The sequence below is a fragment of the Rhodococcus globerulus NBRC 14531 genome, from assembly GCF_001894805.1.
GTDB lineage: Bacteria > Actinomycetota > Actinomycetes > Mycobacteriales > Mycobacteriaceae > Rhodococcus_F > Rhodococcus_F globerula.
In genome coordinates this window covers 268430-289710 of record NZ_BCWX01000005.1, presented here as the reverse complement: position 1 = coordinate 289710, position 21281 = coordinate 268430, and the positions used below count along the sequence as shown (strand labels likewise).

At 62.0% G+C, this 21281-nt stretch carries 21 protein-coding genes; 12 read left to right on the top strand and 9 right to left on the bottom strand.

Features of this window, described 5'->3' with window-relative positions; translation table 11 throughout:
* Positions 1–68: 68 nt before the first annotated feature.
* Positions 69–788: a TSUP family transporter gene (locus tag RG2_RS25085; RefSeq protein WP_033235364.1), complete on the bottom strand. Its 720-nt coding sequence runs from the start codon at positions 786–788 to the stop codon at positions 69–71.
* Between the two features lie 83 nt (positions 789–871).
* On the opposite strand from RG2_RS25085, the gene pdxR reads away from it, so the two are divergent.
* Positions 872–2383, top strand: a complete 1512-nt coding sequence (pdxR, locus tag RG2_RS25080) for a MocR-like pyridoxine biosynthesis transcription factor PdxR (protein WP_051730601.1) — start codon at positions 872–874, stop codon at positions 2381–2383.
* Here pdxR and RG2_RS25075 read toward each other — a convergent pair.
* Both RG2_RS25075 and RG2_RS25070 read right to left on the bottom strand, forming a co-directional pair.
* The gene (locus tag RG2_RS25075; RefSeq protein ID WP_033235365.1) at positions 2373–3632 is read right to left on the bottom strand and encodes a Glu/Leu/Phe/Val family dehydrogenase; all 1260 of its coding nucleotides are present in this window, start codon (positions 3630–3632) and stop codon (positions 2373–2375) included. The genes pdxR and RG2_RS25075 overlap by 11 nt on opposite strands.
* The gene (locus tag RG2_RS25070) at positions 3629–4981 is read right to left on the bottom strand and encodes an aspartate aminotransferase family protein (protein WP_033235366.1); all 1353 of its coding nucleotides are present in this window, start codon (positions 4979–4981) and stop codon (positions 3629–3631) included. The genes RG2_RS25075 and RG2_RS25070 overlap by 4 nt, the downstream gene beginning before the upstream one ends.
* A 301-nt stretch (positions 4982–5282) precedes the next feature.
* Here RG2_RS25070 and RG2_RS25065 point away from each other — a divergent pair, with 301 nt between their 5' ends.
* The 5 genes from RG2_RS25065 (at position 5283) to RG2_RS25045 (ending at position 10104) form a co-directional block, all read left to right on the top strand.
* Entirely contained in the window at positions 5283–6029 is a 747-nt protein-coding gene (locus RG2_RS25065) for an SDR family NAD(P)-dependent oxidoreductase (protein ID WP_033235367.1), read from the top strand.
* The gene (locus RG2_RS25060; RefSeq protein WP_080711777.1) at positions 6026–6946 is read left to right on the top strand and encodes an ABC transporter permease; all 921 of its coding nucleotides are present in this window, start codon (positions 6026–6028) and stop codon (positions 6944–6946) included. Before RG2_RS25065 ends, RG2_RS25060 begins: the two co-directional genes overlap by 4 nt.
* A 146-nt stretch (positions 6947–7092) precedes the next feature.
* Complete coding sequence (locus tag RG2_RS25055; RefSeq protein WP_230590239.1) at positions 7093–8013, top strand: taurine ABC transporter substrate-binding protein; 921 nt, start codon at positions 7093–7095, stop codon at positions 8011–8013.
* A complete protein-coding gene (locus tag RG2_RS25050) occupies positions 8010–8834 on the top strand; it encodes an ABC transporter ATP-binding protein (RefSeq protein WP_033235369.1) in 825 nt (274 codons plus the stop codon). Before RG2_RS25055 ends, RG2_RS25050 begins: the two co-directional genes overlap by 4 nt.
* 82 nt (positions 8835–8916) lie before the next feature.
* Positions 8917–10104: a lipase family protein gene (locus tag RG2_RS25045; protein WP_033235439.1), complete on the top strand. Its 1188-nt coding sequence runs from the start codon at positions 8917–8919 to the stop codon at positions 10102–10104.
* 31 nt (positions 10105–10135) lie between these two features.
* Here RG2_RS25045 and RG2_RS25040 read toward each other — a convergent pair whose 3' ends face one another.
* Both RG2_RS25040 and RG2_RS25035 read right to left on the bottom strand, forming a co-directional pair.
* Positions 10136–10513, bottom strand: coding sequence for a DUF5313 family protein (locus RG2_RS25040; RefSeq protein WP_033235370.1), 378 nt, complete (start codon positions 10511–10513; stop codon positions 10136–10138).
* Between the two features lie 31 nt (positions 10514–10544).
* The gene (locus RG2_RS25035; protein ID WP_033235371.1) at positions 10545–11516 is read right to left on the bottom strand and encodes a GlxA family transcriptional regulator; all 972 of its coding nucleotides are present in this window, start codon (positions 11514–11516) and stop codon (positions 10545–10547) included.
* 70 nt (positions 11517–11586) lie between these two features.
* Here RG2_RS25035 and RG2_RS25030 point away from each other — a divergent pair, with 70 nt between their 5' ends.
* From RG2_RS25030 to RG2_RS25020, 3 genes are read left to right on the top strand one after another with little or no spacing between them, the layout of a single operon-like run.
* Positions 11587–12912 (top strand): MFS transporter, encoded by a 1326-nt coding sequence (locus tag RG2_RS25030; RefSeq protein WP_033235372.1) that lies wholly within the window; start codon positions 11587–11589, stop codon positions 12910–12912.
* 33 nt (positions 12913–12945) lie between these two features.
* Positions 12946–14499 (top strand): succinic semialdehyde dehydrogenase, encoded by a 1554-nt coding sequence (locus RG2_RS25025; RefSeq protein WP_033235373.1) that lies wholly within the window; start codon positions 12946–12948, stop codon positions 14497–14499.
* Between the two features lie 8 nt (positions 14500–14507).
* Positions 14508–14951, top strand: a complete 444-nt coding sequence (locus RG2_RS25020; RefSeq protein WP_033235374.1) for an SRPBCC family protein — start codon at positions 14508–14510, stop codon at positions 14949–14951.
* 45 nt (positions 14952–14996) lie between these two features.
* Here RG2_RS25020 and RG2_RS25015 read toward each other — a convergent pair whose 3' ends face one another.
* On the bottom strand, positions 14997–15938 hold the full coding sequence (locus RG2_RS25015) for a proline dehydrogenase family protein (RefSeq protein ID WP_033235375.1): 942 nt from the start codon (positions 15936–15938) through the stop codon (positions 14997–14999).
* Positions 15939–16054: 116 nt separating this feature from the next.
* Here RG2_RS25015 and RG2_RS32455 point away from each other — a divergent pair, with 116 nt between their 5' ends.
* On the top strand, positions 16055–16534 hold the full coding sequence (locus tag RG2_RS32455; protein ID WP_230590243.1) for a hypothetical protein: 480 nt from the start codon (positions 16055–16057) through the stop codon (positions 16532–16534).
* A gap of 9 nt (positions 16535–16543) precedes the next feature.
* On the opposite strand, the gene RG2_RS25005 is transcribed toward RG2_RS32455, so the two are convergent.
* The 3 genes from RG2_RS25005 to RG2_RS24995 all read right to left on the bottom strand — a co-directional run bounded on the left by RG2_RS25005 (position 16544) and on the right by RG2_RS24995 (position 19318).
* A complete protein-coding gene (locus tag RG2_RS25005) occupies positions 16544–17359 on the bottom strand; it encodes a siderophore-interacting protein (protein WP_033235377.1) in 816 nt (271 codons plus the stop codon).
* Between the two features lie 142 nt (positions 17360–17501).
* Positions 17502–18119 carry a LuxR C-terminal-related transcriptional regulator gene (locus tag RG2_RS25000; RefSeq protein ID WP_033235378.1) on the bottom strand — a complete coding sequence of 206 codons (618 nt, stop codon included), beginning with the start codon at positions 18117–18119 and terminating at the stop codon, positions 17502–17504.
* Entirely contained in the window at positions 18116–19318 is a 1203-nt protein-coding gene (locus RG2_RS24995) for a sensor histidine kinase (protein WP_033235379.1), read from the bottom strand. The genes RG2_RS25000 and RG2_RS24995 overlap by 4 nt, the downstream gene beginning before the upstream one ends.
* A 114-nt stretch (positions 19319–19432) precedes the next feature.
* Between RG2_RS24995 and RG2_RS24990 the strand changes: the two genes are divergently transcribed.
* Both RG2_RS24990 and RG2_RS24985 read left to right on the top strand, forming a co-directional pair.
* Entirely contained in the window at positions 19433–20479 is a 1047-nt protein-coding gene (locus tag RG2_RS24990) for an ABC transporter permease (RefSeq protein ID WP_033235440.1), read from the top strand.
* Positions 20476–21216 (top strand): ABC transporter ATP-binding protein, encoded by a 741-nt coding sequence (locus RG2_RS24985; protein WP_033235380.1) that lies wholly within the window; start codon positions 20476–20478, stop codon positions 21214–21216. Before RG2_RS24990 ends, RG2_RS24985 begins: the two co-directional genes overlap by 4 nt.
* Positions 21217–21281: the final 65 nt, after the last annotated feature.

Below are 21281 nucleotides of genomic sequence, written 5' to 3'. Positions count from 1 at the left end.
GATCGGCTAAGCGTCCGTAGGTGGCCATAGGACAGACGTCCAGGTGGCCGCAGGGTTAAAACTCGGATTCACATGGCCAGTCCGGCTACGCTTTTGGCTAACAGCACGGTTGCCGCGGCGAGGATGATGTAGGTGGTTGTGCGACTCAAGACCGCCAGGGAGATCCGCCGCGCCAGGTACGAGCCGAGCAGGTGTCCACACACCAGCAGTGGAGACAATGCGAGTGCGGCAAGCAATTCGCTTCCGGTAACACCGATCTGGAACTGGAGTGCGATAAGCGTCGCCGCAGCCATGACAAGAAAGATCGTCGACAACGTAGATCGCAGGGCGGCAGCATCGTTCGGCCGATAGGTCAGCGACAGCGGTGGGCCGGGCATCGCGGCCAATGCGCCCATGAACCCGGCCGCGGCCCCGGCGCCGGCCAGGGTTCGCCGTGATCCGGTCACGGACTTACCCGCGAGCATCACCGCCCCTGCTGCCAGCGCGAGAACGGCCACCAGGAGTTGAACGGACGCCGTTTCAACGCGCTGTATGACCCATAGGCCTGCGGCGATACCGGGAATCATTGTGGCGGTCGCGATTCCGACCGTGCGTGTGTCGCAATGCCCGCGTTCTCGCGCCGCCACCATCAGCATTATCGGGATGGTGAGAATCAGTAGCGGGGCTGGAACAAGCCACGGGGCAATCAGAATAAGGGCGGGTCCGGCGATCAAGCCGAAACCCGAGCCGGTTGCCGATTGAATCGCCGAGGAGGCAACAAGTACGCAGGCAACCAGGAGAAGAATCACAATCCCATTCTCTGGGCGATCTGGCACTGACGGAAGATCCAGATCGTGGGAGCATTAATGGGGCCAGAATCAGGAGGAGCAGGTTGCGATCACACGAAAATCTCGGAGAGTTCCTCGAGGGCAGGTCGGCGTATCTCGACTCGGCCACCAACACGCCGATGTACCGGCGCGTGCGGGCCATGCTCGAAGACCTGCTTGCACGTGGAGTGTTCGACGGTGGTCGACCCATGCCGTCGACGCGCTACCTGGCGCAGGAACTTGGCGTTTCCCGAAATACGGTGGCAGCGGCCTATGACGAGCTGATCGCGCTCGGAGTAATCGAGAGTCGTCCTCGCAGTGGTCTTTACGCGGCAGCCCCGCTCACTCGAACACCTTCTGCAGAGTCGTCGCGGCCCGCTCCGCCAGTTGACTGGTCTACATTGCTCCAGCCCCGCGAGAGCGTCGAGTTCACCCGAACTCTGGGCCATCCCGACGCCTTCGACTATCCGTACCCGTTCATCAGTTCTCAGCCCGAACTGCGCTCCTTCCCGGTCCGCGGTTGGTTGCGCGCGGCGAGTGAGGCGATGACGGGCCCGCATCTGCGATACAGCGTGCGTGACGCCGTCGATCAGGACGATCCACTGCTGGTGGAGGCGCTGCGCAAGGAAATTCTCCCGTCGCGAGGCATCGAAGCAGCGGCTGACGAGATCTTGGTGACCAGTGGAACTCAGCAGGGGCTGTCGCTGATTGCCGACGTACTGTTGCGACCCGACAAGATCATGGGCTTCGAGAACCCCGGATACCTCGACGCTATGCACATTTTCAAGCGCTCCGGTGTGGAACTGTCTCCCATTCCCGTTGACGGGCGTGGGGCGGTGTTCGACCGATCGACTGTCTTCGACGCCATGTATCTCACGCCGAGTCATCACCACCCCACCAACGTCACATTGAGCCTGCCTCGCCGCAAGCTGCTCCTGGAATTGTTGGAGGAGAGAAACGGTTTTGTGATCGAAGACGACTATGACAGCGAATTCCGCTTTCGTGGGAGGCCGACTCCGTCCCTCAAATCCTTGGGGGACAACCGCCGGGTGATCTACCTCGGTTCCTTCTCGAAGTTTCTCTCGGCCGGCCTGCGCATCGGGTACATCGTGGCGGATCCGCCTGTCATTGCGGCACTTCGAGCAGAACGGCACCATCGAACCAAACATCTTCCGGGACATATTCAGCGGTCGCTGGCGTTGTTCATCATGTCCGGTGATTACCACAAGGTGTTGCGCTCGCATCGTCGTCGGCTCAAGCAGAACTGGGAAATCATTACCGAGTCGATCAACAAGTACATGCCACGAGTTGAGACGCCGTCGTTTCCTCCGGGCGGTGTCAGTGTCTGGTACACCGGCCCGGAGGATCTTGACGCTGCCGAACTCACGGAACGTGCAGCCCTGCAGGGGATCCTGGTGGCCGACGGCTCCCGCTACTTCTTTCCGGGGACAGGCTCCCGAAACTGCCTGCGACTGGGTTTCGGTTCGATAGACCAGAATTCGATCGAACCGGGCATCGCACTGCTTGGAGGAATTGCTCACCGACTACTGGATGAGTCTCGCCGGATCAGTGAGTGAGGCCCCGCGCGCGGTGGGCCCGAGCGACGCGACCGACTGCCAGGGTCATCGCGGCGCGTCGGAGCGTGGTGCCGGTAGCACCAGCCTGATCCAGTACCGCAGCCCAGGCTGCAGTCATCCGATCATCGAGTCCCCGTTCTACTTCGGGGAGAGTCCACCAGTAACCCTGTTGTGCCTGAACCCATTCGAAGTAGGACACGACCACTCCGCCGGCGTTGGCCAGGATGTCCGGGACCACCAACACTCCCGCTCGCTCGAGTGCGGCGTCGGCCTCGGCGGTGGTTGGCCCGTTTGCACCCTCCACGACAATACGTGCCTGGATGCGATGTGCGTTGCCGCCGTGGATAACTCCTTCAACCGCAGCGGGAACCAGGAGGTCGACATCCAGTTCGAGAACGGCAGCGGGGTCGATCTGCTCACCTCCGGGGAAGCCTGCGACGGAACCGTGCTCGGTGACGTGGGCTCGCAGAAGGGGCAGGTTCAATCCGTCGGCGTTGTGCACCGCGCCGAATCTGTCGCTGACAGAGATGATCCGGACTCCCGCGTCGCCGAGGTAGTCGGCAGCGTCGGCTCCCACCTTGCCGTATCCCTGGACGACGGAGGTGGCCGAGTTCGGTTCTATGCCTGCCTTTTTCAGAGCCAACAACGCGATGTGCGCAACACCGCGTGAGGTTGACGTCCGGCGGCCGAGCGAACCGCCGAGATCAAGCGGTTTGCCCGTCACCACGCCCGGGACACCACGGCCCCGAGTTGCGGAGTAGGCGTCCATCATCCAGGCCATCGTCTGCTCGTCGGTGCCGACGTCCGGAGCGGGAATATCGTTGTCCGGTCCGATGACGGGTGAGATTCCCTGGGTGTACGTCCGGGTCAGTCGTTCGAGTTCGGCCGGGGAGAGAGTCAGGGGATCGACGTCCACCCCACCTTTTGCCCCGCCGTACGGAATATCGAGGAGCGCGCATTTCCACGTCATCCACATTGCGAGAGCCCGCACTTCGTCAAGATTCACTCCGGCGCTGTACCGGATCCCGCCCTTCGCCGGTCCGCGCGCGATGCTGTGCTGCACGCGGTATCCGGTGAACACTTCAACGTCGCCGTTGTCGCGGACCAGCGGAACGCTGACCGTCGTCTCACGTCTGGCGGACCCGAGGATGCGGTGCAGGCCGTCCGGGTAGCCCAGGGCCGCCACTGCCTCCGCGAGTTGCGTGCGCGCGTCGTCGAGCGCACTGGCGTGGACGGCCGAGGCTGTCACCGGGGACCGTCGTAGTAGGAATCGGCCACGTCGAGGGCAGTGTCGAGCATGGCGAGTGCGGCGTCGACCTGCGTCGGCGTCACGGTGCACGGCGGGACGACGTGGATGCGGTGGTAGTTGTTGAAGACGAGCAGTCCGGCGTCGCGGGCGGCGGCCATCGTCTGGCCGATCGCGGCGTTGGTGCCGCCATACGGTGACAGGGGCTCGCGCGTCTCGCGGTTCGTCACGAGATCGAGTGCCCAGAAGACTCCGAGACCGCGGACGTCCCCGATGCTCGGGTGCTTGTCCGCGAGAGCGCGTAGGCCCGGTCCGAGTGACGTGCGACCGATGAACTCTGCGTTCTCGACTATGCGCTCCTCGTGCATCGTGGTGATGGTGGCCACCGCTGCGGCGCAGGCGAGCGGGTGGCCGGAGTACGTCATGCCGCCGGGGTACGGACGCTCGGCAAACGAGTTGTAGATCTTCTCGCCGACGATGACTCCGCCCAGGGGCACGTAACCGGAGTTCACACCCTTGGCAAACGTGATGAGATCGGGGACAACGTCGTAATGGTCGATTGCCAGCCAGGCGCCCGTGCGGCCGAAGCCGGACATGACCTCGTCGCAGATCATGACGATGCCGTATCGGTCGCAGATGTCACGAACACCCTTCAGATATCCGGGCGGCGGCGGCATGATGCCGGAGGTGCCGGGAACGGATTCGACGATGATCGCGGCAAACGCGGCCGGACCTTCGAAGCGGATCAGAGTTTCGAGATGTTCGAGAGCTCGCTCACATTCCTGTTCCTCTGTCTCGGAACGGAATTCGGATCGGTACAGGAAAGGTCCGTGGAAATGAACGGCGCCCGAGTTTCCGTAATCGTTCGGCCACCGGCGGTGATCGCCCGACAGGTTGATCGTCTCGGCAGTAGCGCCGTGGTACGAGCGGTACGCCGAAAGGATCTTGTAGCGACCGGTATGCAAGCGCGCCATGCGAATTGCGTGCTCGTTGGAGTCTGCGCCGCCGCTGGTGAAGAACACCCGGTCCATTCCTTCGGGTGAAATCTCGGCGATCAGACGCGCTGCCTCGGACCGAGCCTCGTTTGCGTGCGCCGGCGCGATGGTGCAGAGCTTCGCAGCCTGCTCCTGTACCGCCGCGACAACCTTGGGATGCTGGTGACCGACGTTCGTGTACACGAGTTGCGACGAGAAATCGAGGTATTCCTTGCCGTCGCCGTCCCACAGGTAGCAGCCGTCTGTGCGCTCGACCACCATGGGCTGCAAGGATTTCTGTGCCGACCATGAGTGAAAGACGTGTGCGCGATCCAACTCGTACGTGCGTTGTGACGTGCTGATTGCGGGAGCTGCCATGGCAGAAACCTCCTGATCGAGGGTTGGAACTTCTTCAGTCCACTCAAGGATGGGGAATGGCTGTGGTCCTGCGCCAGATCCAGATTCGAGGGCATCTCCTGGGGCCAGTTACACGATGGAACCTTCGCGTTAACACGAGACGGCTACGTTACGACTGGCCCGAGAAATTCACCACGCAGGTGGCACTGGAGTGGGGGCCAGATCACGAGCACACTGGTGAGCAGTTCATTCACCGCCGTCGGGATCTCGTGTCTGCGGATCTCTCAGGGCCGAAACATCATTCATCGAGGAGTTCACAACTATGTCCGTCATGAAAGCTCCAGTTGCCGTGGTCACCGGGGCCAGCAGCGGCATCGGTGCCGCTACGGTGCGCCACCTCGTCAAAGAGGGTTTCGACGTGGTGATGGGTGCACGCAGAATGGATCGACTCGAGGAGTTGGCACGTGAAACAGGTGCTCGCGCTCTGTCTCTCGATGTGACGGACGTCGAATCGGTCGACGCCTTCTGCGCGTCGATCGAGCGGTGTGACGTGCTGGTCAACAATGCCGGCGGCGCATTGGGAGCCGACAGTATCGCCGATACCGACGAAGCCGACTGGTCCGCGATGTTCGACGTCAACGTGCTCGGTGTACTGCGCGTCACACAGCGACTTCTCCCGCGCCTTCGTGAGAGCGGAAACGCTACTGTCGTCACCATCGGGTCGATTGCCGGACGCGAGCCCTACCTCGGCGGTGGTGGGTACAACGCCGCGAAACATGCTGTGACAGCGCTCACTCGGGTTCTTCGCCTCGAACTGCTCGGTGAACCCATCCGCGTCTGCCAGATCGATCCCGGCATGGTGGAGACGGAGTTCAGCATGGTGCGCTTCGGTGGCGACAAGGAGCGCGCCGACGCGGTGTACGCCGGCGCCGATCCGTTGACCGCGGACGACATCGCGGAATGCGTTGCCTGGGTTGTGACCCGCCCGAGCCGAGTCAACGTCGACTCGATGCTTGTACTGGCTCGCGACCAGACCTCAGCTCAGCGAGTGCACAGGAGGACGGCATGACCACCACTGCTTCACCGAGTTCAACTGCTTCACCGAGTTCAACAGAAGCTACGCGTGTACCTACTCCTCCGCCCGCGGTGTCTGCGAAGAAGCGCACACCGATCTTCACACCGGAACGGGTGCGCTCCATCGGAGTCCGGATTGCGGCTCTGGTTGCGTTCCTCGTGGCGTGGTGGGGTGTTACCGCAGCCGGTGTGATCGACGAATTATTCCTTCCTTCACCAGGTTCGGTGTGGGATGCGTTCATTCGGGCCAACACCTGGCATCAGGTGGCGCCCGGTGTCGACCGCGAAGTGCTCGGCGAACAGAACTACTTTCTCTGGGAACATTTGATCGCCAGCGGTCAGCGCATAGCGGCAGGCGTCGGCGCGGCCGTGATCGTGGGTCCGCTGATCGGTTTTGCGATGGGAATGTCCGTCCCGATCAGAACCTTCGTGGAGCCGTACCTGAACTTTCTGCGTGCGTTGCCGCCACTCGGCTATATCGGCCTGCTGATCGTCTGGTTCGGTATCGGTGACACCTCCAAGATCTGGTTGCTGTTCCTCGCTGCCTTCCCGCCGATCGCGATAGCCACACTCAACGGCGTCACCTCGGTGAAGGTCGATCAGATCAACGCCGCGCGAGCTCTGGGTGCGAGCCGAACTCAGGTACTGACCAATGTGGTCTTTCCGTCGACGCTGCCGGAAGTGATCAACGGTATTCGAATCGCGGTCGGCTTTGCGTGGACCACCGTGGTGGCCGCGGAACTCAACAACGGCATACCCGGTATCGGCGGGTTGGCCTATCTTGCCGGCACGCAGCTCAATACACCACTCACAATCGCATGCATCATCGTCATAGGTTGCGCCGCACTTGTTCTCGACTCCGCGATCAAGGCAATCGGAACACTCGTAGCACCATGGAAGGGTAAGGCATGACCGGTCAGTCGAGGCGAATTGCAATCGCGGTGGTTTCCGCTGCAGCTCTGGGAACAACTTTGACCGCGTGTGTGGAAACGGGTCGAGGTGAGATGAGCCGCTCGATGGACAGCTCAGTGAGTTGTCCTGTCACAGTGGATGAATCGGTGACTACATCGGCACGGATCGGGTATCAGGACATTCCGAACGGTGACCTGATCGTCAAGGATCAGGGACTGCTCGAGGCGTGCATGCCCAATGCGGATATCACGTGGAGCAAGTTCAGTTCGGGGCAGGATGTAGTGCAGGCCTTCGGTTCCGGAAGCCTGGATCTGGGAACCTTGGGGTCGAGTCCGGCAACAATGGCGTTGTCGGCACCGCTGAATATCCCCATGCAGGTCGTCTGGATCCAGGACGTGATCGGCGAAGCCGAGTCCCTCGTTGTCAAAGACCCATCGATAACCACATTGGAAGGGTTGAAGGGCAAGAAAATCGCGACACCGTTCGGCAGTACGTCGCACTACAGTCTGCTTGCAGCCCTCGGAGCGGCAAACATGACTGCCGATGTCACCCTCATGAGTCTGAAACCGGACGCAATGCTCGGAGCGTGGCAGGGTGGACAGATCGACGCGGCCTGGGTGTGGGATCCGACGCTGTCGAAGCTGACGGCCGACGGTCACATCGTCATGAGTAGCGCTGATGTTGCGACACAGGGCGCGCCCACGTTCGATCTCTCGGGTGCTACCACTGAATTCGTCTCCGCCAATCCGGAATTCATGCTCATGTGGACCAAGCTGCAGGACTACGCAGCCGGCCGGATCAACGCCGATCCCACTGGTGCCTCAGTATCGATGTCTGCTCAACTCGGTATTGCCCCCGACGTCATCAAGCCGCAGTTGGCGGGCTACACGTACCTCTCGGCGGCGGAGCAAGCCGGCCCCGCCTTCCTCGGCGGCGAATTCACTCAAAGTCTTTTCGGCACTGCGGAATTCCTGCTGCAGCAGGGAAACATCGACGCAGTAAGCCCCAGCAGCACCTACGCCGAGGGAATCTACACGGACGCAGTGACGAAAGTGGGCCAGTCATGACAAGCACGGCTACAGACCTCAGCACTCGCGTCGTACTCACCGAAGTGCGGAAGGAGTACGTCACCGCAGGTGAATCGGTACTCGCGCTGGCCCCCACCAGCTTGACTTTCGAACCGGAAGAATTTGTCTGCGTAGTCGGACCGTCCGGTTGTGGCAAGACGACGCTCCTCCAAATGCTTGCCGGTTTCCAAGCGCCGACCGAGGGAACCATCATGGTCGGGAACACTCACATCAAGGGGCCGGACCCGGATCGTGGTGTGGTGTTCCAGCAAGCAAATCTGTACCCGTGGTTGTCGGTGCGGAAGAACGTCGAGTTCGGGCTGAAGATGCGGGGAGTTCCTCGCGCCGAGCGTGCCGCCGAGGCCGATCGGATGCTGGAAATGGTCGGCTTGGAGTTGTATGGTGACCGTAAGCCCTACGAGCTGTCCGGTGGCCAGCAGCAACGCTGCCAGATTGCGCGTGTACTTATCACAGACCCGCGAATTATCCTGATGGACGAGCCTTTTGGTGCACTCGATGCCATGACCCGCGAGAAGTTGCAGCTCGAACTGCTCGACTTGTGGCGCGAGCGTCGTAAGACGGTCTTCTTCGTCACTCACAGTGTGGAAGAGGCGATCTTCCTCGGAACCCGAGTGATTGTGATGGGCGCCAGGCCGGGTCGCGTCATCTACGACCGCAAGGTGTGGTTCAAAGGTGACAATCGCGAACCCGTCGACACCGCTGTCCGTTCGACCCCCGAGTTCGTGGCTATGCGAGACGAAGTCGCAGCCAAGATCTACGAGGCACAAGGTTTGATCGGCGCAACGGTTGCGTTGCACTGACTTTCACTGCACTGACTTTCACTGCACTGACTTTCACTCATCTGGAGGAGTTTTCGTGAAGATCGACCGCAAGAAGCGTCTGATCCGAGTGTCCAGTGGAGCTCTGGCACTGTGTGCGGCTGCATCGGTAGCAGCTTTTGCTGCCCCGGCGTCGGCCGAAGGGTCATTGTCCTTCGGAGATCCGCAGGCACCACAACTGTCGCCGGGAACTCTGATCACCGCGCACAATCTCACCGAATCTGCCGCGCTGCCCAGTGCGGCGAAGAACGAACGTATCACCTATATGTCCCAAAGTGCCTCAGGTGAACCGATTCTCGTCTCTGGCGTTGTTGCTATCCCCAAGACGCCTGCCCCGGCAGGTGGTTGGCCGGTGATCAGTTGGGCGCACGGCACAACCGGAGTTGCCGACGCCTGTGCGCCGTCGGCGGATACTCCCGCCGGTCCGGTTCACGACTACCTGTCGGTGGTCGACCAGACGCTCGACCAGTGGGTCAGCAGTGGGTACGTTGTGGTCCAAACCGACTACGAGGGTCTTGGTACTCCCGGCGGTCACTCGTACATGAACGGGACCAGCGCAGCCAATACCGTGACCGATATCGTTCGAGCCGCTCGGCAGGTGGACGATCAGGTTGGCAAGGACTGGTTTGCGATGGGTCACAGCCAGGGTGGGCAGGCAGCCGCTTTCACGTCGCAGATCGGCAAGGACCGCGCACCGGAACTGAATCTGAAGGGTGCGGTATCGATAGCTCCCGGAAACGGCACGGCCCAGATTCCGGCAATGGTTGCTACGGGAAATCAGGCTATGGCAGGGGGTGTGCCGTTTGTTCCGGTCATCCTGCTGGGCGTACAGGCAGTTGATCCGTCTGTAGTTCCTGAAGACTTGTTGTCGGACCAGGCTCAGCCGCTCCTCGAGGCTGCCCGGACGGGGTGCCTGGCGGCAGTGCGTGCGGTACCGACTGTCCCCGTTGATCAGATCTTCCGTGAGGGTGCAGATCTGACGGCGTTGACAGCAAACCTGAACGAGCAGGAACTGTCGACCGTAACCCCGAAGGTGCCCACCTTGTTCGCGCAGGGAACCACGGATGTTCTTGTCTCGGTGGCAAGTACGTCCGGTGCAGTCAAGGACTACTGCGCCAAGGGCTCGGACATCGAGTTCAAGACCTACGAGGGTGCCGATCACCGCGGAGCAATCGCGGCGTCCTACAACGACGCGATGGACTTCACGACAAGAATGCTCGCGGGCGGAGAGGTGAACCCCGGGGCTTGTTGACCTCGCTCGGCCGATCGCACTCGTGAGGCTGTCAGCGGCCGTGCCGCTTTTCGTAGTCCTCACGAGTGCGATCGGCGCGGCGCTGGGCTTTCTCGTTCATGAGTTCGGGATCGAGGCCGTGACTCTGAAGGCGGTGACGGCGGTAGATGTTGCCAAGCGCCACGACAAAATAGGCCAGCGGGATGAGCAGTAGCGCCATCATGGCGAGAGGGATCCAAATGGGTCCCGGAATCAGGAGAAACAGCAGGAGGATGAGCGTCGCCGGCACCGTGAAACGAACGATGTAGCGAACCTGGGCGCCCGGTCCGACCAGATCGTTCCGAACCCAATCCTGGTACTTGTCAGGGAGGGTCTTGCCCAGAAGGTATCCGCAGTACTGGAGGAAATTCGGGCGGGTCGATTCAGCCATACCTCCAGGGTAGTTGCCGGGAATGGCAGATTTACCCCGGTGCCTGGAAAGTGCGGCGATAGGCGCTCGGCGAGACGCCGAGCGTGTCACTGAGGTGCTGACGCATCGATGTGGCGGTCCCGAATCCGGTGCGGGCCGCAATCGTGTCGATCGAGAGATCGGTTTCTTCGAGTAGTTCGCGGGCGTGATCGATACGCCGAGCGGTGAGCCAGCGGTTCGGCGTTGTCCCGACCTCGTCGCGGAATCTGCGACTGAAGGTGCGGACGCTCATGTTGGCGCGATTCGCCAGGTCCGTCAGAGTGATCGGTTCCCGGAGATGCTCGAGAGCCCAATGCCGAGCGGCGGCAGTCGATTCGGAAGGTTTGTCGGCCAGCGGGCGTCGAATGTACTGGGCTTGCCCACCGTCGCGCCACGGCGGTACGACGCATCGCCGGGCGACGGTGTTCGCCACTTCCATGCCGTGATCACGCCGCACGATGTGTAGGCACAGGTCCACTCCTGAGGCCACTCCGGCGGAGGTCAGAATGTGGCCCTCGTCGACGAACAGGACGTCGGGGTCCACCTTCACCTTGGGGTAGATGCGCTGGAAGTGATCAGTGTTGCGCCAGTGAGTGGTGGCCCTCAAGCCGTCGAGCAGGCCGGCCGCAGCCAGAACGTACGAGCCGGTGCAGATCGACACAAGCCGCGTCCCGGGGCGGATGTGTTCGAATGCCGCCGCCAACTCGGGGGAGAGGTAACCGTCCTCGTAGGCGGGACCAAGTTCGTACGACGCCGGAATGACGACGGTGTCCGCTGTGGCGAGTAGTTCACTGCCGTGGTCGACCGTAATGCTGAAATCGGCATCCGTTCGCACGGGCCGGCCATCGACAGTGCAGGTGAGGATCTCGTACAGAGGCTTGTCCTCGGCGTCGACCGCGCGTCCGAAGATACGCGCCGGGATGCCGAGCTCGAAGGGAATGACACCGTCGAGGGCAAGGACAACAACGCGATGCGGTCCGCTCATGGCCTGATTCTTTCATATATTGGCAATCTGGCCACTGTCGCGGGTTGGCGATGTACAGCAGAATCCTCTTGTGACTTCTGAGATCGCTCTCCCTGAATCGGGCCGACAGCGGGTGCGCCCGCCGCGCTTTCACCGTGCCTGGTCGGTGGCGATCGTGGCCTTCCTGGCGCTGGTCGGTGCTGCCAGTTTCCGAGCGGCACCATCCATTCTGATCGACCCCCTACATGAGGATTTCGGCTGGTCACGTGCCAGTATCTCGGCTGCCGTATCGGTGAACCTGGTCCTGTACGGACTCACCTCGCCGTTCGCGGCGGCCCTGATGGAGCGCTTCGGTATCCGCGCTGTTGTCACCTCCGCGCTGGCGTTGATCTCGCTCGGCAGTGGTTTGACGATCTTCATGACGTCGAGTTGGCAGTTGATCCTGCTGTGGGGCGTCTTTGTCGGCTTGGGGACCGGATCGATGGCACTGGCCTTTGTCGCCACCGTCGTCGACCGCTGGTTTGTCGAGAAGCGTGGGCTCGTCACCGGCATCCTGACAGCCGGTGGTGCGGCCGGCCAATTGGTGTTCCTGCCCGTCCTGGCAAAGATCGCCGAAACCTACGACTGGAAGAGCGTCGCCTTCACGGTCTCGTTCGCCGCGTTGGCCGTCGTACCGTTTGTGCTGTTGTTCCTGCGCAACTACCCGTCGGACGTCGGGACGACGCCGTACGGTGCACCCGCCGATTACGTCGCGCCCGCTGCGCCGGTTCATCAGCGTGGCGGCGCCGGGGGCCGTGCAATCTCCGTGCTGATCATGGCCTCGAAGACCAAGGTGTTCTGGCTTCTTGCGGGCACTTTCGCGATCTGCGGCGCGAGCACCAACGGCCTGATCGGCACGCACTTCGTCCCGGCGTCGCACGATCACGGGATGCCGATCACCACGGCCGCGTCACTGCTGGCGTTGATCGGAATCCTCGACATGGTCGGAACCATCGCGTCGGGGTGGTTCACCGACCGGGTGGACTCGCGGAAACTGCTCGGCATCTACTACCTGTTTCGCGGAATCTCGCTGCTCTTCCTGCCGCTGCTCCTCGCGAACACGGTGAACCCGCCGATGATCGCCTTTGTCATCTTCTACGGACTCGACTGGGTGGCGACGGTTCCGCCGACTGTCGCGCTGTGTCGTCAGCACTTCGGCGCCGACGCTCCCATCGTGTTCGGTTGGGTGCTGGCGTCGCACCAGATCGGTGCCGGCCTGGTGGCGTTCCTGGCGGGCCTGGTCCGTGATCAGATCGGCTCGTACGACGCGGCCTTCTACGTGGCAGGCGCTCTGTGCGCGATCGCCGCTGTGATGTCGCTGATGATTGCAAAACGCCGTACTGTGATCGGCACCACCGACGGGGTAAGTTATACGTAACTCCAAGAACTACTCACCAGTAGGGGTACCGAAATGCCAGCTCCGTCCGCTGCGACCTTCTCGCGGCTCGCCGAACTGATCGCCATCGACAATGCTGCCGATCGCCCGACGAAGTCCATTACCGAGGTGTTCACCGGCAAGGAGCTGGCGACCATCCCCGTGGGCACCGCCGACGACGCACTTGCCGCTATCGCTCGCGCCCGCGTCGCGCAGAAGGAGTGGGCAAAGCGCCCCGTCCTCGAGCGTGCCGCGATTTTCCATCGCTACCGCGACCTCATCCTCGAGAACCGCGACGCACTCATGGACATGGCACAGGCGGAGACCGGCAAGTCCCGCGCGGCTGCGCAAGAAGAAGTTCTCGACATTTCGATGACGGCGCGGCACTACGCGCGCGTCGCCCCGAAGCTGCTGCGTCCGCGCCGAGTATCCGGAATGCTCCCCGGCTTGACCAAGACGGTTGTGCGTTACCAGCCCAAGGGTGTTGTCGGCGTCATCTCGCCGTGGAACTACCCGATGACGCTGGCGGTGTCCGACGCCATTGCCGCGCTTCTCGCCGGTAACGGTGTTGTTCTCAAGCCCGACAGCCAGACTCCGTACTGCGCTCTTGCCTGCGTCGAATTGCTCTACAAGGCAGGGCTTCCCCGCGATCTCTTTGCTGTTGTTCCCGGTCCGGGCGGCGTTGTCGGAACAACGCTGGTCGAGAACACCGACTACCTCATGTTCACTGGTTCCACTGCCACCGGACAGTTACTCGGCGAGCAGGCCGGCCGCCGTCTCATCGGATTCTCCGCAGAACTCGGTGGCAAGAACCCGATGATCGTTCTGGCCGGCGCAGATCTGCGTGAGGTCACCGACGCAGCGGTGCGCGCGTGTTTCTCCAACTCCGGCCAGTTGTGTATTTCCATCGAGCGCATCTACGTCGAAGAGTCCATCGCACCCGAGTTCATCCGGATGTTCGGTGACCGCGTCAAGAAGATGAACATCGGCGCCGGGTACGAATTCGGAATCGAGATGGGCAGCCTCGTCTCCGAAGCCCAGGTCAAGGCTATTTCCTCGCATGTCGACGACGCTGTGGTGAAGGGCGCCACCGTCATTGCCGGTGGAAAGGCGCGCCCGGATATCGGACCGCTGTTCTACGAGCCCACACTCCTCACCGGCGTGCCCGAGGATGCGGAGTGCTACCGCGACGAGACTTTCGGCCCCCTCGTTTCGATCTACCCCGTCAAGGACGCCGAAGAGGCAATCGCCGCTGCAAACGACACCGAGTACGGTCTCAATGCCAGCGTGTGGGCGGGAAGCAAGGCCGTCGGTGAAGCGATTGCCGCACGAGTCCGCGCCGGAACCGTCAACGTCGACGAGGGCTACGCACCTACCTGGGGCAGCACCGCTGCGCCGATGGGCGGCATGGGAGTTTCGGGCGTCGGACGCCGTCACGGTGCCGAAGGTCTGATCAAGTACACCGAGCCGCAGACGGTTGCGACCACTCGGGTCATGAATCTTGGTGGGCCACGCGGAGTTCCGGCCAAGCTGTGGGCCAAGATCATGCCCCATGCCATCAAGATCATGTCCTGGGTTCCGGGTCGGTAGGCGTCCAGGTGGATCGCTCGAGCGCGTACATCGAAGCCACGCCCGACTCCGTCTGGACCTTGGTCAGCGACCTCGAAGGGATGGGTCGTTTCAGTCCCGAAAATACCGGTGGTGCCTGGACTTCCGGAAAGCCGGGTACGGTGGGCGCAACATTCAAGGGAACCAACAAGCATGGTCTGGTGCGGTGGAGTACCCGCTGCACCATTACCGAAGTTGTTGGTGGGCAGAAGTTCGCCTTCGAAGTAGCTGAGTCGAAGGCGCGATGGAGCTTCCTCGTGGAGCCGTCGGGAACGGGCACTCTGCTCACCGAGACTCGTGAAATATTCGCGACTGCGCCCCGGTATGTACGGATTCTGTCCGGTAGTGGCGTTCTCGGCCGCGGCCGAGATCAGATCATTGCGGCCGGGATCGACACCACCCTCGCGCGTATCAAGATGCATCTCGAGCAGTAGGGAGAACATGCAGTGGGGCCAGTGCGGCTCCACTGCATGTTTTGATCAGACTGCGGCGTCGGCAATTGCCGTGAAGACGCGCGCTGGTTCCTCGGCAATGCGATTGAGGACGTAGAGCCACCACTCGGTCCCGAAGATCACGTATTCGCGAGTGGTGAAACCGTCGGCATGCAAAGCGTCCAGTTGCTCGGTTCCCAAGCCGAGCAGCATCTCGAACTCGACGTGTTCCGCAGCCAATGCCGAACCATGTTCTGCTCGAAGTGTTTCGAGGATGTCGCGGTCGTGTGTTGCGATCGCTACGAGATGTCCGGCCTTGACGATCTTCGACGCGTACGTCAGGTATGCGTCCTGCAACTCGGCACTTCCGCGTGGGTATGCAATTGAATCCGGTTCCAGGAACGCGCCTTTCACCAGTCTGATGCGCCCGGGCCGATCGAGGAGTGTTGCGATGTCCTGCGCCGTCCGGTGCAGTCTCGCCTGAACGGTGACACCGACGTGAGTGAACCGTTCCGCTAGTCGGCCGTGAATGTCGAGTACAAGATCGGTACGGTCGGAGCCTTCGGCCGAGATCATCAGTTCGGCTCCGGCACGCTCGGTTGCTTCGGCGAGCCGAACGACGTTGCGGTAACACAACTCCGGATCGACGACGAGACCGATGTGCGATAGGTCGAATGACACCGTGCTGTCGACGCCCGTCTTGCCGATGCGCTCCGCCAGTTCGACGAACACGTCGGTTTCGGCGTTCGCGACATCAGCGTCACGAACACTCTCCCCGGTGTATTCGATGCTGCCCTTATGCCCACGGGCAAAGATCGCCGGCAGGCGATCGAAGGCTTCGTCCATCGTTTCGCCACCGATGTAGCGATCGGCGACTCTGCGCGCAATTGCTGCGGATGCCGGATTGGCCATCGTGCGCTCTTTGAGTGTTTCGTCGAGGGCCATCCGTCGGAGTACGTCGGCGGCCTGGGCTGCGGGGTCGGGATTCACGATGTCAGCCTACGTTCCCGGGCGGGGCAGGAATTTTTCTTCAAACCCTTGCGTTCGATCTATTGTCGATATATCGTCGATACGTCAAACAAACACAAACAGTCCAGGAGGACAACATGTACGCCCCACACAACAACCCAGAAATGCAAGAACGCCGCGAAGACTGCGGACGTGGACACCAGCGCCGGGATCGCGGTCAACGCCGCGGATTCGGTGAAGGTCGCGGATTCGGCGGTCGCCCCGAAGGCTGGCCTGAAGGTCGTCCCGAAGGCCGACGCGGCCGTGGCGGCCCTGATCGTCGAGGTCATGGCGGCCCCGAAGGTCGTGGAGGACGCGGAGAATTTGGTGGCCGTGGCGGTCGCCCGGAGTTCACCGAGGCAAGTGCCGCACTTCGCACCGAGACGGGTCTTCTCCGAGGCGCCGTAGTTGCGGTAGCCACTGGCGGAACACCCGAGCAGGTAGCTCAGGCAGAGGCGATTCTTGCCGAAGCGCGGCGCGCGCTGTTCGAACTGCTGGCCCAGAAGCCGGCTGAAGCGCCCGCCGAAGAATCTGCCGGTGAGTCCACTGAAGATCCTGCCGAGACTTCGGCAGAGTGATCACCGCGCTCAGGCGCCGACGGTAACGTCCTCGCTGTTCATGCCGGAGACATGACCGTCGGCGCCCTCTCGCCAATACCCGACAACATTGTGCTTGTCGCGGGAGATTCCACGAACTTCCCTCAGATGCTTACGAATTCGTCGGCTTGTTGCGCTTTCGCACGCCACCCAGGCGTAGGTATTCTCTGAATCGGAGTCAGGGAACTCTACCTTCTCGACAGCATCGAAAAGTGCGCTCGGTGCCTTTCCGAGACCACTCCCCGTGAGCCACGTGTACGTGACTTCGCCGCGAGTGACTAATGCCTGTCGATCTTCTTCCGTTTCCACCTCGATGATCGCGTGTGCGACATCGCCTTCGCGGAGTTCTTCGACAATCCTGCCCAAACCCGGGAGTCCCGTTGCGTCTGCGACAAGCAGTTGCCAGCGTGGGCCGGCCGGGGCTTGGTAATGAGAGCGCGAACTATCGGACCAGAAAACGCCGAGTAGGTGTCCGGGTTCCGCCCGCAAGGCCCAATCCGCAGCAATACCGCCAGGGTGCACGACGAAGTCGATGTCGAGACGTCGACCACCGTCGTGCACCTTGCGCACTGTGTAGTGCCGCCACGGCGGCTCGGTCCCCAGTTCGGCTTTGCCGTAGTCGGGAATGTTGAAGAACTCGTAATTCGCCTCTGTTTCGCCGGGTTTGGGGAAGGCGAGGTCGATTCGCTCGTCACCCTGCCCGCCGGTCGGCCAATGCCAGTCGCCTTCTGCCTCGATGCTGATCCGCCGCATGTGCGGTGTCAGGGACACGACGGATACGACGCGGGCGGGCTCGCAGAAAGACATGCTTCGACCATAGGGTTTCGGCCTGTCGATGTGGGGACAGATGCTGTCGCAAGGAGGACATAGTCCCGCGGCTATAGGGTTCAGTCTCGGTGGACTGGGCCCTGGCGGGCATATATTCGAATCAAGAGGCATTTCGGACAGGTTAGATCGAGCCCAACTCCCGAGCCCGGGCGACCGCGGAGGTTCGTGACTTCACGCCCAGCTTGCCAAAAATGTGGACCAGGTGAGATTTGACCGTAGTCTCGCTGAGGAACAGTTCCTTGCCGATTTCGCGGTTCGACTTTCCGGCCGCTACCAGCTTCAGAACCTCGATTTCTCGTGGACTGAGGCTGGTTTCGGGTTTTCTGACCCGGGTCATCAACTTGGATGCGATTGCGGGAGAAAGAACGCTGTCGCCCGCAGCGGCAGAGCGGACCGCCGCGAGGAGTTCTGGCGGCGGAGTGTCCTTGAGTAGGTATCCGCTGGCTCCGGCTTCGACGGCGCTGAGGATATCCGCATCGGTGTCGTAATTCGTCACCACAAGTACGTGAGGTGGGTCAGGCAGTGCGCAGACACTTCGGGTGGCGTCGACGCCTGATTTTCCAGGGCCGAACCGTAAATCCATGAGTACCAAGTCGACTGGTGTGGTGGCGCAGAATGCGATGGCCTCTTCGGCGGTTCCCGCTTCACCGATCACTTCGATGTCGGGTTCACTCTCGAGGAGAGCGCGCAAACCGGCTCGTACGATGGCGTGATCGTCGGCCAGCAGTAAACGGATCATTCGTCGCCGATCTCGAGGGGGAAGGTCACGGTGACTGCAGTGTGCCCTGGCTCCGACTCGATGTCGAAAGTGCCGCCTTGCAGTTGGACACGTCGCCGAATTGCGTTGAGTCCAAAAGATTCGGCGGGCCCGCGATCCAGGACCGAGATGTCGAAACCGACACCGTTGTCGACGATGTCGAGGCTGACGGTGTCCGTGGAATACGTGAGTGTCACGGCCATTCGAGTGGCGTGGGCGTGGCGCAGAACGTTCGCCACCGCGCCCTGAGCGATCCGGACGAGGGTTGCCTCGAGCGGCATCGGTAGCGCGATCGGCTCGCCTTCGACTACGGCACGGGCCTCGATGTGAGCGCTGGACGCGCGCTCGCAGATTCGGCCAAGTGCGTCGGACAGTGACTGACCATCCAGCGCTGCGGGTGTCAATTCCGCTATCAGTTGCCGGGTTTCGGCAAGGCTGTCTGCTGCAGCTTCGCGGGCGAGGCTGATCTGACGCACGGCGGGACTGTTCGGATCGGCGCGTTCTGCGGCATGCAGCAGCATCTGGATGCTCGAAAGACCTTGGGCAACAGTGTCGTGAATTTCGGCGGCGAGTCGCTCGCGTTCTGCAAGTTTGCCGGCATCTCGTGACGTCGACGCCAATTCCTCACGCGTGTTCATCAACTCGTCGATCAGGCGACCGCGCTCGGCGGCCTCCCGGTACAGCGCTTGATAGCCGAGTCCGATGGCAACCGCGACAGCGGCGCCGATCATCGGACCGATTGCCCCCGCGATGGACCATCCCCGGTGCAGACCTGTTCCGATCACCGCGACCGACGTCGCGGTCACTACCGCTACCAGGCTCCACGGGCGTCGTAGCAGGTGAACGTAGAGGAAGAACAGACCGAAAACGAGGTAGGCAGCCTCGGCGGACAGCGCCATCAGAACTATCCACACGAGGGTCAGCAGGGCCAGCCACCAGCGCGCGGCATTCCCGCGCAGGCGCTTGACCACCCCGAACAGGTAGATCGCGGTGAAGATCACCGTCAAGGCGATGATGTACGGCGTCGCCGCGGTTTCGTCGACGATCGCCCTCAGAAGAACAACGCCGGCCAGCGCAACAACCAGTATGTGCAGGCCGAGTTGGAGGCCGGCAAAGACAGGTGTGAGCGGTGATCGGTGCATCTCGCCCAGCTTAACCAGGTTCGGCGCCGCGCCATCCATCAAAAGTTGTAATCGCGGGTCCTACTTCGGTTGGCCGCGATGTCCGTCCGAGGTGCGATGGAAAGAGTGTGGATCAGCGGGAGTGTAGAGGCAAGCACAGGAAAGGAATTCACAGTGTTTGTCGCAATGAAGGACTTACGGGCAGCGCGAGGTCGTTTCGCGCTGATCTCGGCGGTGGTTCTGTTGGTTGCACTGCTGGTCAGCTTTCTCAGCGGTTTGACCGCCGGGCTACGCCATCAGAATGTTTCTGCCATCGAGTCGATGACGGCGGATACCGTCGTGTTCGCCGATACCGGGGCGGGTGCGTCGTTCGACGAATCGGCACTCACCGCTGATCAACTCGCAGCCTGGACGGCAGGCGCACAGACTGTGGATCCCGTCGGCATCGGCCGCGGTAAGGCCGGTGTGGTGGGCTCGAACCAGAAGTCGGTGGCGCTGTTCGGTGCTGACGGCGGTTTCGGCAACCGGACGCCCGACGCTCCGGGAACGGTGGTCCTCAGCGAGGGCGCCGCCCGGGACTTGGGCGCAGCCGACGGTGACCGAGTCAGCATCGGCTCCGGGGAGTTCACCGTCAGCGCAGTTCGCGGCGATGACTGGTACAGCCACACTCCCGTCGTCTGGACGACACTCGCGGATTGGCAGGACCTGAATCCGCGCGGCGGGGTAGCAACAATTCTGGCTGTATCCGGCGCGTCGGATCCTTCGGCAATCGACGATGCGGCATCAACAACGTCGACGACGGTGACCGGCTCGCTCGATGCCATCGGGTCGTACAAGTCCGAGAACGGGTCGTTGACCTTGATGACGGTGATGTTGCTCGCGATCTCGGCTCTCGTGATCGGCGCATTCTTCACGGTGTGGACGATCCAGCGCATGCCGGATATCGCAACGTTGAAAGCGCTCGGCGCGACGTCGGGTTCCTTGGTCCGCGACGCGCTTGGCCAGGCGTTCATCGTGCTTGTTGTCGGCGTTTCGCTCGGAATCGGCTTGACTGCGATCGCCGGTTCGGTGATCGGCGATTCGATGCCTTTCGTATTGGACGCGTCCACAACTCTGGTGCCCGCAGTGGCGCTCATCGGGCTCGGCCTGCTCGGCGCCGCGTTTGCTCTTCGATTCCTCTTCACCACTGATCCGCTCACAGCACTAGGGAGTTCGCGATGACCTCTGCAGCCGGAAGCACCGTTCTCGACATCCAAAACGTCAACCTGACATTTCCCGACGGACAATCCCGCGTCACCGCTCTCGACGACGTGTCCCTGCGGCTCGATCGCGGGGAGATTGCCGCGATCACCGGCCCGTCGGGTTCGGGAAAGTCCAGCCTGCTCGCGGTGGCGTCGACGCTTATTCGCCCGGACTCGGGCCACGTCTACCTGCGCACCGGCGGCGAAGCCACGGATCTTGCGACACTCGGCCGCCGCGACGCGTCCGAACTTCGACGCACGTCCATCGGCATCGTGTTCCAGCAATCCAATCTGGTGTCGTCGTTGACGGCCCTCGAACAGCTCGAGGTGATGGCGCATCTGGGGCAGTCCGTGTTCACGTCGCGGGCGCGTCGCAAAGCTGCGAAAGCGAAAGCGATGGATTTGCTCGATGCGGTTGGATTGGCAGATCACAGCGGGAAGCGTCCAGGGCAACTGTCCGGTGGTCAGCGTCAGCGGGTGAATCTCGCGCGCGCCTTGATGAACGATCCGCAACTGTTGGTGGTGGATGAGCCCACGAGCGCGCTCGATCAGGAACGTGGCGCGGCGGTCATGGATTTGATCATCGGAGTCGTGCGAGAACACAATGCTGCAACTCTTCTCGTGACACACGACCGCGGACACCTGCATCGGATGGATAATGTTTATCGTGTGGTTGATGGATCCCTGACAGTCGATCGGGAGGTATTCGCGGCCTGACTGCGGGGGCGTGGTCTCCAGTGACCGTCGAAATTCCCCAACCGGAAGTCAACCGACAGATAGCT